Below are 14,722 nucleotides of genomic sequence, written 5' to 3'. Positions count from 1 at the left end.
CCCGAGCCGTCTTCGCTACATCACCGCGCCAAGTTGCCACGGAACGAATTCGTTTTGCCCGTAGCCATGCGTCTCGCTGCGGGTGCGACGGCCCGACGCCGTCTGCAGCATGAGCTGAAAAATTCGCTCGCCCATCTGCGCCACGCTTTGCGCGCCGTCGACCACTTCGCCGCAGTTGATGTCGATGTCGTCGGCCTGGCGCTGCCACAGCGCCGTGTTGGTGGACAGCTTGAGCGATGGTGCGGGCGCGCAGCCATAGGCGGACCCGCGGCCGGTCGTGAAGCAGATCAGGTTGGCGCCACCGGCCACCTGGCCGGTGGCCGAGACCGGGTCGTAGCCTGGGGTGTCCATGAAAACCAGTCCGCGGGTGTGCACGGGCTCGGCGTATTCATAGACGTCAGTGAGGTTGGTCGTGCCGCTCTTGGCGATGGCGCCCAGCGATTTTTCCAGGATGGTGGTCAGGCCGCCCGCCTTGTTGCCGGCCGAGGGGTTGTTGTCCATCTCGGCGTCGTTGCGGGCGCAGTAGTCTTCCCACCATCGCACGCGCGCCAGCAGCTTGTCCGCCACGGCGGGGGTCTGCGCCCGGCGCGTCAACAGGTGTTCGCCACCGTAGATCTCGGGCGTCTCGGACAGGATCGCCGTGCCGCCGTGGCGCACCAGCAGGTCCACCGCCGCACCCAGCGCCGGGTTGGCGCTGATGCCCGAATAGCCGTCCGACCCGCCGCATTGCAGGCCCACGGTCAAATGGCTGGCGGGCACGGCCTGGCGCTCGACACGGTTGGCCTGCTCCAGCATGCGTTCGACCAGTTCGATCCCGCGCGCCACCGTCTTGCGCGTGCCACCCGTATCCTGGATGTTGAACGTATGCAGCATGCCGCTTTCGCGCAGGTGCTCCTGCTCCATCAGCCCGCCGATCTGGTTGGTCTCGCAGCCCAGCCCCACGACCATCAGCCCGCCAAAATTGGCATGCCGCGCGTAGCCGCCCAGCGTGCGCCGCAGCACGCGCAGCGGTTCGCCGTCGCTGCCGGTGGCACAGCCCGCGCCGTGCGTCAGCGCCACGACGCCGTCCACGTTCGGACAGGCGGCCAACGCCTCGGGCCGGATGTCGCGGCGGAAGTGGTCGGCGATGGCGCGGGCCACCGTGGCCGAACAGTTCACGCTGGTCAGGATGCCGATGTAGTTGCGGGTGGCGATGCGGCCGTCCGCGCGCACGATGCCGTCAAACATGGCCGGCGCGTCCACAAAGTCCGTCGGATGCGCATCCTGCCCGACCGCGTAGTCACGCTCGAAATCCGAGAACTCCAGGTTCTGCGTGTGGACGTGCTGGCCGGGCGCGATGTCCTGCCGCGCCACGCCGATGATCTGGTTGTAGCGGCGCACCGGCTCGCCGGCCGCGATGGCGCGCACCGCCACCTTGTGGCCGGGCGGCACCAGCCCCACGACCGTCACGCCCTCGCCTTCCAGCCGCGTGCCGCTGACTAGCTGGCGCCGGGCGATCACCACGTTGTCCGCCGGGTGGATGCGTATGACTGCGGTATCGGTCTGCGACATGAGGACTCCGGAAGGCAAGAGGGCGAAGCGGATCAGCCGTCGATCAGGGCGGGATCCCAGGCGTGGACGCGCTGGCGCTGTTCACCCAGGCCGGCGATGCCCAGTTTCATCTCGTCGCCCGCCTTCAGGTAGACGGGCGCAGGCTTCTGGCCCATGCCCACGCCGGGCGGCGTGCCGGTGCTGATGAGGTCTCCGGGATACAGCGTCATGAAGCGGCTGACGTACGACACCAGCTGCGCGACGCCGAACACCATGGTGCGGGTACTGCCGTTCTGGTAGCGCTTGCCGTTGACCTCCAGCCACATCTCCAGGTCCTGCGGATTCGGGATTTCATCGGCCGTCGCCAACCACGGGCCGATGGGGCCGAACGTGTCGCAGCCCTTGCCCTTGTCCCAGGTGCCGCCGCGTTCGATCTGGTATTCGCGCTCGGACACGTCGTTGACCACGCAGTAGCCGGCCACGTGCTTCATGGCGTCGGCCTCGCTGACATAGCGGGCCTTCTCGCCGATCACCACACCCAGCTCGACCTCCCAGTCGGTCTTGACCGAATCCTGCGGCAGCACGACCGCATCGTTGCAGCCCACCACGGCCGACGTCGTCTTCATGAAGATGACGGGCTCAGCCGGCACCGGCAGTCCGGACTCGGCGGCGTGGTCCGCGTAGTTCAGGCCGATGCAGATGAACTTGCCCATGCCGCTCCACGGCGGCGCCACGCGGCCCGGTTGCGACACCAGCGGCAGCGATGCCGGATCCAGCGCGCGCAGTTCCGCCAGCTTGGCGGGCACGAGCGTCTGGGCGGTGATGTCGGCAATGACGGACGACAGGTCGCGGACCTGGCCCTGGGCGTCGATCAGCGCGGGCTTTTCTGCGCCCTTGGCGCCATATCGCATCAGTTTCATAGCGGTTTCCTTGTTGCTGGAAAAAGAGAAGTCAGTTGGACCAGCCGCCGTCGATCACTTGCGCGGTGCCGGTGGTGAAGGCGGATTCGTCGCTGGCAAGATACACCGCCAGCGCGGCGATCTCTTCGGCACGGCCGATGCGGCCCATCGGCTGGCGCGCGGTGAAGGCGGCCTCGACCGCCGCGACAGGCTGGCCGCTGGCCAGCGCCTGCGCGTCGATGCGCTGGCGCAGGGACGGCGACTCGACCGTGCCCGGGCAGATCGCGTTGCAGCGGATGCCTTGGCCCACGTAGTCGGCGGCGACCGCCTTGGTCAGGCCGATGACGGCTGCCTTGGTGGCGCCGTAGGCGCAGCGGTTGGGCGCGCCCTTGATGCTGCCGGCCACCGACGCCATGTTGACGATGGACCCCGAGCCACGCGCCAGCATCGCCGGCAGGCAGGCGCGGATCAGCAGATACATCGAGCGCACATTCAGGTTGAACGAAAAATCCCAGGCGTCTTCGTCGCAGTCCAGGATGGTGCCGGCGTGCACGAAGCCCGCGCCATTGAACAGCACATCGACCGCCCCCGCGTCCTGCGCCAGCGCGCGCACCGCGCGCGCATCGGTCACGTCCAGCACCTGCGTGCGGCAGCCGGACAGGGTTTCCAGCGCGGCCCCGTTCAGGTCCACGGCCAGCACGTCGGCGCCCTCATTCGCGTAGGCCATTGCCACGGCGCGCCCAATACCCTGCCCGGCGGCGGTGACGATGGCGGTCTTGCCTTGCAGTCTTCCTGACATGTTCGCGGTTCCTTATTTGCCGGCCATGCCCATCGCGGTGGGCAGCCACAGGGTGATCTGGGGGACGTAGGTGATGGCGATCAGGGCCACGAACAGCGGCACCAGCCACGGCAGGATGGCCATCGTGGTGCGCTCGACCGACAGCTTGGCCACCCGCGCCAGCACGAACAGCACCATGCCCATGGGCGGATGCAGCAGGCCGATCATCAGGTTCAGCGTCATGATGAGCCCGAAGTGGATCGGGTCGATGCCCAGCTTCAGCACGATGGGCAGCAGGATCGGCACAAGGATGGTGATGGCCGCAATGGTGTCGATGAAGCACCCGACGATCAGGATCAGGATGTTCGCCATCAGCAGGAACACCCACTTGTTCTGCGTCACGCTCAGGATCGCGTCCGTCAGCGCCTGCGCCGCCTGCGTGGTGGTCAGCAGCCATGCAAACACCGACGCGGCCGTCACGATGAACAGAACGGACGCGGTGGTCTCGATGGTGTCGAACGAGGCCTTGGCCAGCGTCTTGAACGTCATGGAGCGATAGCGCACCAGCCCCAGGAAGAGCGCCCAGATCACGGCGGCCACCGCGGCTTCCGTGGGCGTGAACCAGCCCAGCGTCATGCCGCCGATCAGGATCACCGGCGCCATCAGCGCCATGACCGCCGAGAAGTTGAACTTCCAGTCCAGCAGCAGCAGGGCTGCGAACGAGATGCCGGTGGCGATGTTGGGCGACACGCCCGCCAGCGTCATCAGCCAGATCGACAGCGGAAACGCCAGCACGATCAGCACTTCCAGCCCCGCGCCGCCCAGCCGCTTCCAGTTGAACGCCACGTCGCCGCCCCAGTTGTTGCGGCGCGCGTAGTAGGCGACGGTGAGCATCATCAGGATGGTGAGCACCAGGCCGGGGATCAGGCCTGCCAGAAACAGCGACCCGATCGACACGTTGGCCATCATGCCGTAGATGACGAACGGCAGCGACGGCGGAATGATGGGACCCAGCGTGGCCGACGCGGCCGTCACCCCGACCGCGAACTCGGTCTGGTAGCCGTGGTCCTTCATGGCCTTGATCTCGATGGTGCCCAGGCCCGCGGCGTCGGCGATGGCGGTGCCCGACATGCCCGCAAACACCACCGAGCCGATGATGTTCACCTGCCCCAGCCCGCCACGCATCCAGCCGACCAGCGCCACCGCGAAGTTGTAGATGCGGCCCGTGATGCCGGCGATGTTCATCAGGTTGCCGGCCAGGATGAAGAACGGCACGGCCAGCAGCGGAAACGACTCGACGCCCGCGATCATGCGTTGGGCAATGACGACGTCCGGCACGCTGCCGGAGATCAGGATGAACAGCAGGGATGCGCCCGCCATCGAGACCGCCACCGGCAGCCCCATGATCATCAACAGCAGAAAGCTTCCTATCAGGGTGCCCATGTGTCGCTCCTGGCAAGGCACTGCGGATTGGGGGAGGTTCTGTCCAGCGATTCAGTGCAGCGATTCAATCCAACGACTCATAGGCCGCGGGATTCTCCAGGATCGAATAGCCCTGCCGCCAGTTCTGCCAAGACACCTGCAACGATCGCAGGAACATCATGGCGAACCCGGCCAGCGCCACCCAGTACACGAAGGCCTTGTTCCAGAACAGCGTGGTCATGGGCTCGTCGCCCACCAGCACGATGTAGCGGTACGTCAGCCACACTGCATAGCCAAAAAAGGCCGTGCGCAGGATGTCGATCAGCGTGGACAGCACACGGCCGGCGGGCTTGGGCAGGTAGCGGTAAAGAAAGTCCACCTGGATGTGGCGGCACGCGCGCACGCACATCGCCGATCCCAGGAACACCACGCCGATCAGGCAGTACACCGCCAGCTCCTCGGTCCAGGCGTACGAATCGTTCAGCACGTAGCGCGAAAAGAACTGCAGGAAGACCAAGAGCGCCATCGCCCAGAACATCGCCAGACAGATCCAGTCTTCCGGCTGGTAGCCGGCCAGGCTGACTTCGTGATGATCGGCTTCCTCGAAACTCTGGACGATCTCGTCCACCGAGGAGACGTGATGCGGGCCGGGCGGCTGTTCCGGCGGATGGCTGACGGCCGCCATCGGCGCGGCCTTCGCGTTGGAGTGCATGGAATTCCCCTCGTGCGGGATCGGTCAAGCTGTCGCGTCAGGCGATTGCCGGAAGCGATGCGGTCAGGCGATGCATTCAGGCGCTGCATTCAGGCGCAGCGGGCCGTGGCAACGGCCCGCCCGCCGTGGTTCACTTCACCGCCTGGATTTTTTCCCAGTCCGACTTCTCGTAGCCGTACTGCTTGAACGGCACCTTCTCCAGCACGGTATTGCGGAAGTCGTCGATATTGACCTCGGCCACCGTCAGACCACGCTGCTTGAACACGTCGACCATCTTCTTCTCGGACGCCGCCACTTCGGCCGACGCCTTTTCCGCTGCCTGCTGCGCGACTTCCGCAAAGATCTTCTTGTCCTCGTCCGACAGGCTCTTCCAGAGCTTGCCGGAGATGACCGTGTTCAGGTGATCGACGATGTGGCCCGTGAGGATGATGTTCTTCTGCACCTCGTAGAACTTCTTGGCCTCGATCGTGGTCAGGGGATTTTCCTGCGCCTCGACCGTGCCGTTCTGCAGGGCCAGGTAAACCTCGGCAAACGCAATGGGCGCGGTGTTGGCGCCACAGGCACGCGGCATCGCCAGGTACGCGGCCACGTCCGGCACGCGGATCTTCAGGCCCTTCATCTCGCTGCACTTGGTGAACGGCTTGTTGGACGTCGTCTGGCGCGTGCCGTAATACGTGGTCGCGACGATGTGGTTGCCGCTCTTTTCGTCGTAGCCGCGCGTGAGCTCTTTGTAGATGTCGCTCTTGGTGTAGGCGATCAGGTGCTCGGGGCTGCGGAACGTGTAGGGATAGTAGGTGACGCCGATGCGCGGAAAACTCTTGGCCGCGAAGCTGGACCCGGAAATGATCATATCCACCGTGCCGAGCGTCAGGCCCTGGTTGATGTCGTTTTCCTTGCCCAGTTGCGAGGCCGGATAGACATCGATGTGATAGCGGCCGTTGGTGCGCTTCTCGATTTCCTGGGCGGCCCACACCGACGAGGTATGGAACGGTTCGGAAGTCTCGTACACGTGCGCCCACTTCAGTTTGGTCTGCGCCAGTGCAGAGCCGCTGACGGCTAGCGCGACGGCGGCAAACAGCACTTTGATAGCGTTGCTCGGCTTCATGTTGTCTCCTCTCTTTGAGGTGGCGGGCTCGACGGCCACGCGTCATGTTTTACATATGGAGTTCACCTACTGGAGCTGCACCTTCGTACTGCGACTGCGATCTGCCATCGGCGCCCATACAGGGCGCCGGCAGCCATTGCTATTCAGCGCGCAACGCTTCGGCCGCGCCGGGCCAGCTGGCCATCAGGCGGTCGTACGAGCAGGAAAGATGGTCACGCATGGCGGCCCGCGCGCCCTGTTCGTCACCGGCCGCAATGGCGTCGATGACGCGGCGGTGTTCGGTGATGGCGACGGCCCAGCTGTCGGAATTCTCGAAGTAATCGCCCAGCTTCACGGAAAGCGGGTTGTGGCGTTCGTCGAAGAGTTCGCCCACGACGCGCACCAGCACGGCGTTGTTGGCCATCTCGGCCACGCGCAGGTGAAACAGCCGGTCGCCGCGGATGGGCACGCTGCCGGCCCGTGCCTCGTCTTCCATGGCGTCGACGGCTTCGCGCAGGCCCTCCACCAGCGCGGGCACCGGATTCAGTGCGGCCTGCGCGGCCAGTTCGCTTTCGATGGTGCGCCGGGCGCGGATGGTTTCAAGGGGGCTTTCGGCGGTGAGGCTGGCGCGCGGTGCGACGCCCGGGCTTTGCACGTACACGCCCGAACCCATGCGCACTTCCACCCAGCCTTCGACCTCAAGCGCGATCAGCGCCTCGCGCACCGACGGCCGCGACACGCCCAGCTTCAACGCCAGGTCGCGCTCGGGCGGCAGCCGTGCACCGGCCGGAAACTCGCCGGCCTCGATCAGCAGGCGAAGCTGATCGGCGATCTGGCGATACAGGCGGCGAGGTTCGATGGTCTGAATCGGCATGAGGAAGACAGCTCGATGACAGGACGAAACGGTAAAGTGGCCTTACCAATTGACCAGAATCCTGCGCCTGCTGCCGTTGGGTCACAATTAGGGTTTGCCCATAGGCACGCGGTGTGCCACGCGGGCAACCCTTATCTGTTAAAAAGCCGCCACCACGGCTTTCTTCCGATTCCATGACCCACGATCCGCAACACTCGCCCTTCAAGAGCACCGGCGGCGCGCGCCGCATCCTCAATGCGCTGCGCTATTCCTGGCAGGGCCTGAAGGCGGCCGTCAAATACGAGGCGGCCTTCCGGCAGGAACTGGCCCTGGCCGTGCTGATGATTCCGGCGGCGTTCTTTCTGGGCCGCACCACGGTCGAAGTGTTCTTCCTGGTGGGCGTGGTGGTCATGGTGCTGGCGGCGGAACTGCTCAATTCCGCCATCGAAGCGCTTGCCGATGCGCTGTCCGTCGAACGCCATCCCCTTCTGGGGCGGGCCAAGGACCTGGGCAGCGCGGCGGTGATGCTGCTGCTTATATTCGCCGGAACGGTCTGGGTGGGGGTGGCCATCAGCCGTTTCGTCATGCATTGACACGGGTTCGCACCGCGACGGGGATGCGACTCTATTTATACTGGGAGCCATGATGCCTCAATCGACGTCAGCACCCTCCAAGCGCATCGTCATCGTCGGCGGTGGCGCAGGCGGCCTCGAACTGGCCGCCAAACTGGGCCGTACACACGGCCGCGAACACATCACCCTGGTCGACAGCCGCCCCTTCCATATCTGGAAGCCTTCGCTGCATGAAGCGGCGGCGGGCACGCTGGACATCCACCAGGAAGGCCTTTCGTACCTGATGCTGGCTCACCTGGACGGCTTCTCGTTCACCCAGGGCCGCCTTGAAAGCATCGACCGCGAACGCCGGTTGATCACGGTGGACGCCGTCAACGACGCGCAAGGCCAGGAAGTCCTGCCGCGCCGCGAACTGGCGTACGACACGCTGGTGCTGGCGCTGGGCAGCACGTCCAACTTCTTCAACACGCCCGGCGCGGCTGAACATGCGGTCACGCTGGACACCACCGAAAACGCCGAGCAATTCCGCCTGACCATGCTCAAGGCCATGGCGCTGGTGGACCAGGCCAAGGTGCGCAATCCGTCCGCGCGCCTGGACCTGGTGATCGTCGGCGGCGGCGCCACCGGCGTGGAACTGGCGGTGGAACTGACCGAAGCCAGCCACGTCGTCAGCGCCTATGGCCTGCCGAACTTCCGCGCGGATCGCGATCTGGCGATCACGCTGGTCGAAGGCGCGCCGCGCATCCTGTCCGCGCTGCCCGAAAAGATTTCGGTCGCGGCGACCAAACGCCTGACCGAACTGGGCATTCGCGTCGAGACCTCCTGCCGGGTGTCCGAGGTAACGGACAACACCGTGCGCACGGCCGACGGCCGCGAATTTCCGGCGCAATTGTGCATGTGGGCCGCGGGCATCAAGGGTCCGGCGCTCTTGGCCGACCTGGGACTGCCGCTGAACAAGCTGGGGCAGATCGAAGTCAACGAGCGGCTCGAAACGCCCGACCCGCACATCGTGGCGCTGGGCGATTGCTGCGCGGCGCCCTGGCGCGACGGCCGCACCGTGCCGGCCCGCGCGCAGGCCGCGCACCAGCAGGCCGACTACCTAGCCAAGAAACTGACGGCCCGGCTGCGCAACAACCCCGAGCCCACCGAGCCTTACGTCTACCAGGATCACGGGTCGCTGGTGTCGCTGGGCCAGGACGCCGGCGTGGGCAGCCTGATGGGCAAGCTGGCCGGACGGGGACTGTTCGTAAGCGGTACACTGGCGCGCCTGATGTACATGAGCCTGCACCTGATGCACCACCGCGCGGTGCTGGGCGCCTCGCGTACCGTCTCCCTCGCCCTGGCCCGCCTGCTGATGCGGCGTACGCGCCCGCGGGTCAAACTGCACTGAATCCCATGAATTTCCTGCAAAAACTCGAACACGCCTGGACCACCAGCAACTCGCTCCTGCAAGTCGGGCTGGATCCCGACCCGCAGCGCTTTCCGCGCGAATTGCAGGACAAGCCGGACGCCATCTTCCAGTTCTGCCGCGACATCGTCGACGCCACCGCGCCGTATGCCTGCAGCTTCAAGCCGCAGATCGCGTACTTTGCCGCGCACCGCGCCGAAGATCAGCTCGAAGCGCTGTGCCAGCACATCCGCGACAAGCACCCCGACCTGCCCATCGTGCTGGACGCCAAGCGCGGCGACATCGGCTCCACCGCGGAAAACTACGCCCGCGAAGCCTACGAGCGCTACCAGGCGCACGCGCTGACCGTCAGCCCGTACATGGGCCTGGACTCGGTGGAACCCTACCTGGCGTGGCGCGATCGCGGTGTGATCGTGCTGTGCCGCACGTCCAATCCCGGCGGCTCGGACCTGCAATTCCTGAAGATGGACAATGGCGAGCCGCTGTACCTGCACGTCGCGGGCCTGGTGGCCGACAAATGGAATGCCAACGGACAATGCGGCCTGGTGGTGGGCGCGACGTTCCCGAATGAACTGGCCGCCGTGCGTCAGCGCATCGGCGACGCCCTGCCCCTGCTGGTGCCGGGCATCGGCGCACAGGGCGGTGACATCACCGCCACGGTGAACGCCGGCGCCAACGCGGCGCGCAACGGCATGATGATCAACTCGTCGCGCGCCATCATCTACGCCAGCGGCGGCGACGATTGGCGCGAGGCCTCCGCTGAAGCCGCCAAGGGCCTGCGCGACGCGATCAACGCGGTCCGCTGATTCGCCAGAAGCGGCAAAAGCCGCTGCACGGTGCGTAAGCGCACGGTGCAGCGGCTTTTTTCATTTCAGCGCCGGGAATTTCTGCGCTGGCTTTTTAGCGCCAGGATTCTGCGCCGGTAAAACTGGCGCGGGATATCAGCGCCGGTTGATCGGCACGCCGGCAAATTCCAGCACCGCCCGCAGCGCGAACTCCACCGCCGCCTGGCGCACCTGCCCCCGGTCGCCCTGGAACACATGCGTCACCGCGCGGCTGCTGATGCCGTCGCCCACCCGCATGGCAAAGCCGAAGCACACCATGCCCACCGGTTTGCCCGGCGTGGCGCCGCCCGGTCCGGCGATGCCGGTGGTCGACATGGCAATGTGCGCATTGGGCACGGCCAGCAGCACGCCGTTGGCCATTTCCAGCGCGATGGGTTCGCTGACCGCGCCAAAGTGATGCAGCGTTTCAGGCGACACCTCCAGTTCGGTAACCTTGGCGTCGTTGCTGTAAGTGACGAAGCCGCGCTCGAACCATTCGCTGGAACCGGCCACCGCGGTAATAGCGCCGGCCAACAGGCCGCCGGTGCAGGATTCGGCGGTGCCCAGCATCCACCCCTGCTGCCGCAGCACGTCGCCCAATCGTTCGGACAGGCCGAGTATCGTCGCTTCCGACAACTGCGCGGCCGACAGATTGGTCCGCGCGCCTTCAAGCTGATCGTTCATCCCAAGACTCCTGTGCGGGCCACCAGCGCCATCACCAGCAAGGCGTAGCCGGCAGCCACGATATCGTCCCACATGACTCCGAAGCCGCCCTTGATATGGGCGTCGAAGAACTTGATGGGTGGCGGCTTGACGATGTCGAACGTGCGGAACAGCACGAACGCCAGCGCCTGCGACAACCAACCGGCCGGCGTCAGCCACAGCACCAGCCAGAACGCCACCATCTCATCCCAGACCATTCCGACATGATCCGGCTGCTGGAGTTCTCGGCCGACGCGATGGCAGGCCCAGCATCCGTACAGAAATGCCAGGGCCAGGAACACGCCGATTGCCAGGTCCGACGCCGCAGGCGCCGCCGCCACCCAGATGCCCCAAGCAAGCAGCGTGCCCCACGTCCCGGAGGCAGGCCGGATCAGTCCGCTGCCAAAGCCGAACGCGATCAGCCGGCCGGGATCACGGCAGACCCAGGACACGGCCGGGTACGCGGCCCGGCTGCGATCGCGCATGGAGGTGGAGTGCTTATCAGTGGAAGACATGGGAGTTGGGTCAGAACGACAGGAGGCCGCGGATCAGTCCGCGGGAAAGTGATCGAAACCGGCGGGCAGGTCCGCCAGCGGCTGGCCGTGCGCATCTACGACGGCCATGCCGGGCTGCGGCAAAATCTCGCCCACGCGGGTCACCCGGGAGCCGGCAGACGCGGCGGCCGCCAGCACGGCTTCGCGCCGAGACGCTGGCGCGGTGAAACACAGTTGATAGACGTCGCCACCTCCCAGCAGCGCGCGTTGCAGCGGTGCGGCATCCAGAACGGCCAGCGCGGGCGCCATCGGCACATCCGCGAATTGCAGGCGGGCGCCGACTCGGCTGGCGGTCAGAATGTGCCCCAAATCCTGCAACAGGCCGTCGGACAGGTCGATAGCTGCGTTCGCTAGACCGCGCAGCGCAAGGCCCAGCGCCACTTGCGGCTCGGGCCACTCCAGCGCGGCGCGCGTGGCGGCCAGCAGTGTGGCGTCGGCCGGGTACTGCCCGTCCAGCAGCCGGTAGGCCACGTCGGCCGCGCCCAGTTCCCCAGACACCCAGATGTCATCGCCCGCCTGCGCCCCGTCGCGGCGCAACGCCTGTCCGGCAGGAACCGAGCCGAACACCGTCACGCTGATTGCCAGATCGTGCGCGCTGCGCGTGGTGTCGCCGCCAATCAGCGGGCAGCCATGGGCCGCCGCCAACGCATGAAAGCCCTCGGCAAACGCCGCCAGCCACGGCTCACGCAAATGGGGCAACGCCAGACCCAGCACGCAGCCGATCGGACGAGCGCCCATGGCGGCGAGATCAGACAGATTCACCGCCAGAGCCTTATGGCCCAGCGCTTTGGGATCAACATCAGGAAAGAAATGCCGGCCTTCCAGCAGCAGATCCGTGCTGGTGGCCACCTGTTCACCGGGAGGGACAGGAAACAACGCGCAGTCGTCGCCAACGCCCAGCAAACCGACCGGCGCGGCACGCGTGAAGTAGCGCGCAATCAGATCAAATTCAGACGCCACCGCGCCTCCACTATGCGGCGCCCGATGGTCGCCATTGTCTGCATGGCCGCCGCGCGGCCCAGATCGGGGCCGCGCGGATCCGGGCTCCGCCGGTCCGCAGCGGCGCCCCCTTGAGGGGGGCCCGCCGAGGGGGAAGCGCGAAGCGCTGCGGGGGTGGGCCCTCCTTGGAAGCGCGAAGCGCTGCGGGGGGGACTCCGCCCCCTATCGGCGTTGTTGCGCCGCGGCCTGGACTTCGTGCGCGCGAACGTCGGCGGCAAGCTTATCCAGCACGCCGTTGACGAACTTGAAGCCGTCGGTGCCGCCAAACGACTTGGCCAGTTCCACGGCCTCGTTGATGGCGACCTTGTACGGGACTTCGACGTGATGGATCAGTTCGAAGCTGCCGATCAGCAGGATGCCATGCTCAACGGGCGACAACTCGGCCAGCGGGCGGTCGACGTAGGGCGTGAAGCGTTCGCGCAGGGTGGGCGCCTCGCGCAGCACGCCGTGCAGCAAGGTCTTGAACCACTGCGCGTCGGCCTCGGAGAAGTCCTCGGTGTCGCGCAGATGGGCGTCGATCTCGCCGGCGTCCTGCGTGCCTTCGCCGCCGCGCAGCAGCCACGCGTACACGCCCTGCAGCGCAAATTCGCGCGCACGGCGGCGCGCGCTGCGCGCGTTGGCGCGGGCCTGCGCCGCGCTATCAGCGCTGGTCGTCGTCTTCTTCGTCGTCAAAATCTTCGTCCTCGTCGTCTTCGTCTTCGTCTTCTTCCTCGGGTTCCAGCGCTGCCACCAGATTGGCCATTTCGACGGCCACCTGGGCGCAGTCGCGGCCCTTGCCGGCGGCGCGGGCCTGCGCCTGCTCGTCGGTGTCGACGGTCAGCACGCCGTTCGCGACGGGGACGCCGGTTTCGAGGGAGATACGGGTGATTGCCGTGGCCATTTCATTGCTGACCACTTCAAAGTGATAGGTTTCGCCGCGGATGACCGCGCCCAGCGCGATCAGGGCGTCGAACTCGAACGTTTCGGCCATGTGGGACAGGGCCACGCCCAGTTCCAGGGCGCCGGGCACGGTGGCGACCATGACGTCGCGCTCGTCCACGCCCAGTTCGGCCAGTTCCTTCAGGCACGCTTCGAGTTCGGCCTGGCCGATTTCTTCATTGAAGCGGGCGCGTACGATGCCGATGTGCAGCCCTTCGCCGTTCAGGTCGGGGGTAAGGATGTAAGGGTTCATGTGTCGGCCTTCAGTGTGTTGCGGGAGTGTTCTGCGGGTCGCAATCGTAACCCGTAATGGTGAGCGAGAAGCCCGCCATGCTGGGCATCTTGCGCGGCCGGGCCAGGAGCCTCATTTGCCCCACGTTCAGGTCGCGCAGAATCTGGGCGCCGATCCCGTAGGTGCGCAGACCGAAGCGGTCGGCGTTCGCAGGATTGGCCTGCGCCTTCGGGTCGTTCCAACCTGCAATCTGGCCAAACAGATGTTCCGTGGAAGACTGGCAGTTCATCAGCACCAGCACGCCGGCCGGGGCGGCGGCGATGGCCTCGAGCGCCTGGGCCACGCCCCAGCTATGCGGGCTGGCGCCGGTATCCAGCACATCCAGCACGGACGCGGGCTCGTGCACGCGCACCAGCGTCTCGGCGTCGGGAGTCACATTACCATGCACCAACGCCAAATGGGCGGAGCCGGTGGCCGCGTCTTCGTAGGCCACGGCCTCGAACGTGCCCCAGGCCGTCTGCATGGTGCGCTTGCCCACGCGCTTGACGATGGACTCGTGCTCGCTGCGGTACTGGATCAGGTCGGCGATGGTGCCGATCTTCAGGTCATGCTGGCGGGCGAATTCCACCAGGTCCGGCAGGCGGGCCATCGTGCCATCGGGTTTGAGGATTTCGCAGATGACGGCGGCGGGCGTCAGGCCCGCCATGGCGGTCAGGTCGCAGCCGGCCTCGGTGTGGCCGGCGCGCACCAGCACGCCGCCGGGCACGGCGCGCACCGGGAAGATGTGGCCGGGCTGGACCAGATCGGCCGGCTTGGCGTCGCGCGCCACGGCCACCTGGATGGTGCGGGCGCGGTCGGCGGCCGAAATGCCGGTCTCGACGCCTTCGGCGGCTTCGATGGACTGCGTGAAATTGGTGCCGTAACGGGTGCCGTTGCGAGCGGCCATCATCGGCAGCTCAAGCTGGCGGCAGCGTTCTTCGGTCAGCGTCAGGCACACCAGGCCGCGGCCGTGGGTAACCATGAAGTTGATGGCTTCGGGCGTGACGAATTCGGCGGCCATGACGAGGTCGCCCTCGTTTTCGCGGTCTTCTTCATCAACCAGAATGACGATGCGGCCGGCGCGCAGCTCGGCGATGATCTCGGCAACCGAAGCGATGCCGAAGGATTCCGGCTCGGAGCCGGACAAGGAGGACAACTGGACGGACATGGCGTGACACGTAAACCAGGCGGGAAAG

16 protein-coding genes are annotated in these 14,722 nt (G+C 66.4%); 3 read left to right on the top strand and 13 right to left on the bottom strand.

Annotation, left to right across the window (positions count from 1 at the left end; genetic code table 11):
* Positions 1–15: 15 nt before the first annotated feature.
* From KW836_RS08075 to KW836_RS08045, 7 genes are all read right to left on the bottom strand, one after another.
* Entirely contained in the window at positions 16–1,551 is a 1,536-nt protein-coding gene (locus KW836_RS08075) for a UxaA family hydrolase (protein ID WP_175137541.1), read from the bottom strand.
* Positions 1,552–1,583: 32 nt separating this feature from the next.
* Complete coding sequence (locus tag KW836_RS08070; protein ID WP_218342910.1) at positions 1,584–2,450, bottom strand: fumarylacetoacetate hydrolase family protein; 867 nt, start codon at positions 2,448–2,450, stop codon at positions 1,584–1,586.
* Positions 2,451–2,481: 31 nt separating this feature from the next.
* Positions 2,482–3,228: an SDR family oxidoreductase gene (locus KW836_RS08065; RefSeq protein WP_175122574.1), complete on the bottom strand. Its 747-nt coding sequence runs from the start codon at positions 3,226–3,228 to the stop codon at positions 2,482–2,484.
* 12 nt (positions 3,229–3,240) lie between these two features.
* On the bottom strand, positions 3,241–4,650 hold the full coding sequence (locus KW836_RS08060; RefSeq protein WP_175122573.1) for a TRAP transporter large permease: 1,410 nt from the start codon (positions 4,648–4,650) through the stop codon (positions 3,241–3,243).
* A gap of 64 nt (positions 4,651–4,714) precedes the next feature.
* Positions 4,715–5,341: a TRAP transporter small permease gene (locus KW836_RS08055; protein ID WP_175122572.1), complete on the bottom strand. Its 627-nt coding sequence runs from the start codon at positions 5,339–5,341 to the stop codon at positions 4,715–4,717.
* A 130-nt stretch (positions 5,342–5,471) separates the two neighbouring features.
* Positions 5,472–6,446, bottom strand: coding sequence for a sialic acid TRAP transporter substrate-binding protein SiaP (locus tag KW836_RS08050; protein WP_175122571.1), 975 nt, complete (start codon positions 6,444–6,446; stop codon positions 5,472–5,474).
* Positions 6,447–6,585: 139 nt separating this feature from the next.
* Complete coding sequence (locus KW836_RS08045) at positions 6,586–7,299, bottom strand: FadR/GntR family transcriptional regulator (protein ID WP_175122570.1); 714 nt, start codon at positions 7,297–7,299, stop codon at positions 6,586–6,588.
* Between the two features lie 173 nt (positions 7,300–7,472).
* Here KW836_RS08045 and KW836_RS08040 point away from each other — a divergent pair, with 173 nt between their 5' ends.
* The 3 genes from KW836_RS08040 to pyrF are packed head-to-tail and all read left to right on the top strand — an operon-like array spanning position 7,473 to position 10,064.
* Positions 7,473–7,871 (top strand): diacylglycerol kinase, encoded by a 399-nt coding sequence (locus KW836_RS08040; protein ID WP_056325453.1) that lies wholly within the window; start codon positions 7,473–7,475, stop codon positions 7,869–7,871.
* 49 nt (positions 7,872–7,920) lie between these two features.
* Positions 7,921–9,240 (top strand): NAD(P)/FAD-dependent oxidoreductase, encoded by a 1,320-nt coding sequence (locus tag KW836_RS08035; protein WP_175137539.1) that lies wholly within the window; start codon positions 7,921–7,923, stop codon positions 9,238–9,240.
* 5 nt (positions 9,241–9,245) lie between these two features.
* Positions 9,246–10,064, top strand: a complete 819-nt coding sequence (gene pyrF / locus KW836_RS08030) for an orotidine-5'-phosphate decarboxylase (protein WP_175122568.1) — start codon at positions 9,246–9,248, stop codon at positions 10,062–10,064.
* 135 nt (positions 10,065–10,199) lie between these two features.
* Here pyrF and KW836_RS08025 read toward each other — a convergent pair whose 3' ends face one another.
* From KW836_RS08025 to ribBA, 6 genes are all read right to left on the bottom strand, one after another.
* On the bottom strand, positions 10,200–10,766 hold the full coding sequence (locus KW836_RS08025; protein ID WP_218342909.1) for a CinA family protein: 567 nt from the start codon (positions 10,764–10,766) through the stop codon (positions 10,200–10,202).
* On the bottom strand, positions 10,763–11,269 hold the full coding sequence (locus KW836_RS08020; protein ID WP_056558833.1) for a phosphatidylglycerophosphatase A: 507 nt from the start codon (positions 11,267–11,269) through the stop codon (positions 10,763–10,765). The genes KW836_RS08025 and KW836_RS08020 overlap by 4 nt, the downstream gene beginning before the upstream one ends.
* A gap of 63 nt (positions 11,270–11,332) precedes the next feature.
* Positions 11,333–12,298 carry a thiamine-phosphate kinase gene (gene thiL / locus KW836_RS08015; RefSeq protein WP_218342908.1) on the bottom strand — a complete coding sequence of 322 codons (966 nt, stop codon included), beginning with the start codon at positions 12,296–12,298 and terminating at the stop codon, positions 11,333–11,335.
* 201 nt (positions 12,299–12,499) lie between these two features.
* The gene (nusB, locus tag KW836_RS08010; protein WP_175122565.1) at positions 12,500–13,009 is read right to left on the bottom strand and encodes a transcription antitermination factor NusB; all 510 of its coding nucleotides are present in this window, start codon (positions 13,007–13,009) and stop codon (positions 12,500–12,502) included.
* Positions 12,978–13,508: a 6,7-dimethyl-8-ribityllumazine synthase gene (gene ribH, locus KW836_RS08005; RefSeq protein WP_175122564.1), complete on the bottom strand. Its 531-nt coding sequence runs from the start codon at positions 13,506–13,508 to the stop codon at positions 12,978–12,980. Before ribH ends, nusB begins: the two co-directional genes overlap by 32 nt.
* A gap of 10 nt (positions 13,509–13,518) precedes the next feature.
* Positions 13,519–14,694, bottom strand: coding sequence for a bifunctional 3,4-dihydroxy-2-butanone-4-phosphate synthase/GTP cyclohydrolase II (gene ribBA / locus KW836_RS08000; RefSeq protein WP_175137536.1), 1,176 nt, complete (start codon positions 14,692–14,694; stop codon positions 13,519–13,521).
* Positions 14,695–14,722: the final 28 nt, after the last annotated feature.

Source organism: Achromobacter sp. ACM05 (assembly GCF_019218915.1).
Taxonomy (GTDB): domain Bacteria; phylum Pseudomonadota; class Gammaproteobacteria; order Burkholderiales; family Burkholderiaceae_B; genus Achromobacter; species Achromobacter animicus.
Note: the sequence above shows the minus strand (reverse complement) of the source record. Positions and strands in the feature narration are given on the sequence as shown.